The 1,294-nt window shown below is 55.4% G+C and carries 1 protein-coding gene; it reads left to right on the top strand.

Going from position 1 to position 1,294, the window contains the following annotated elements:
- Nucleotides 1-16: 16 nt before the first annotated feature.
- Nucleotides 17-1,228: an elongation factor Tu gene (gene tuf / locus H8693_RS10625; protein ID WP_249280937.1), complete on the top strand. Its 1,212-nt coding sequence runs from the start codon at nt 17-19 to the stop codon at nt 1,226-1,228.
- Nucleotides 1,229-1,294: the final 66 nt, after the last annotated feature.

Here is a 1,294-nt window from a genome sequence, read left to right as displayed (position 1 = left end):
AGGAGAGAAAGAGAAAATGGCAAAGCAAGTATACGAGAGAACGAAGCCCCATGTAAACATCGGGACGATCGGGCACGTAGACCACGGGAAGACGACGCTGACGGCGGCGATCACGGCGGTGCTTTCGAAGAGCGGGAAAGCGGCAGCGACGAAATATGATGAAATCGATAAAGCGCCGGAAGAGAGAGAGCGTGGAATCACAATCAACACGGCGCATGTGGAATATGAGACGGATAGCCGTCACTATGCACATGTAGACTGCCCTGGGCACGCGGACTATGTAAAGAACATGATTACGGGCGCGGCGCAGATGGACGGCGCGATCCTGGTAGTATCGGCAGCGGACGGTCCGATGCCGCAGACGCGGGAGCACATCCTGCTGGCGCGTCAGGTAGGTGTAAAATACATCATCGTGTTCATGAACAAGACAGACCAGGTAGACGACGAAGAGCTGCTGGAGCTGGTGGAAATGGAAGTGCGGGAACTGCTGAACGAATATGACTTCCCGGGCGATGAGATTCCGATCATCAAGGGTTCAGCCCTGAAGGCTCTGGAATATGCATCGAACAATGACGACGTGGAAAACAGCGCGGACTGCAAGTGCATCTTCGAGCTGATGGACGCAGTAGACAGCTACATTCCGACGCCGGAGCGTCCGAGCGACCAGCCGTTCCTGATGCCTGTAGAAGACGTATTCTCGATCACGGGCCGCGGGACAGTGGCGACGGGCCGTGTAGAGCGCGGGACGGTAAAGGTGCAGGATACGGTCGAGATCGTAGGAATGACGGACGAGACGAGAAACGTAGTAGTAACGGGCGTGGAAATGTTCCGGAAGCTGCTTGATCAGGCCATCGCGGGCGACAACATCGGGGTGTTGCTGCGGGGCGTGCAGAGAAACGAAATCGAGCGCGGACAGGTACTGGCGAAGCCGGGAACGATCCATCCGCACACGCACTTCAACAGCGAAGTATACGTTCTGACGAAGGATGAAGGCGGTCGTCATACGCCGTTCTTCAATGGATATCGTCCGCAGTTCTATTTCCGGACGACGGACGTGACGGGCGTCATCGAGCTGCCGGAAGGCGTAGAGATGGTAATGCCTGGAGATAACATCAAGATGACGATCAAGCTGATCACCCCGATCGCAATCGAGCAGGGTCTGCGGTTTGCAATCCGTGAAGGCGGACGGACGGTAGGATCCGGTGTAGTAAGCGGGATCATCGAATAAGAGAAAGACAAAGCGAAGGAAAAGAGACGTCAAAAGGCGTCTCTTTTTTGTGGAGAAAAAAAGGGG

It is taken from the genome of Guopingia tenuis (genome assembly GCF_014384805.1).
GTDB classification, from domain to species: Bacteria; Bacillota; Clostridia; order Christensenellales; family Christensenellaceae; genus Guopingia; species Guopingia tenuis.
This window is presented reverse-complemented; position numbering and strand designations above follow the sequence as displayed.

Bases quoted from the DNA above. Each gene is read 5' to 3' on its own strand.
- tuf (WP_249280937.1), top strand. From the start codon at position 17: ATGGCAAAGCAAGTATACGAGAGAACGAAGCCCCATGTAAACATCGGG.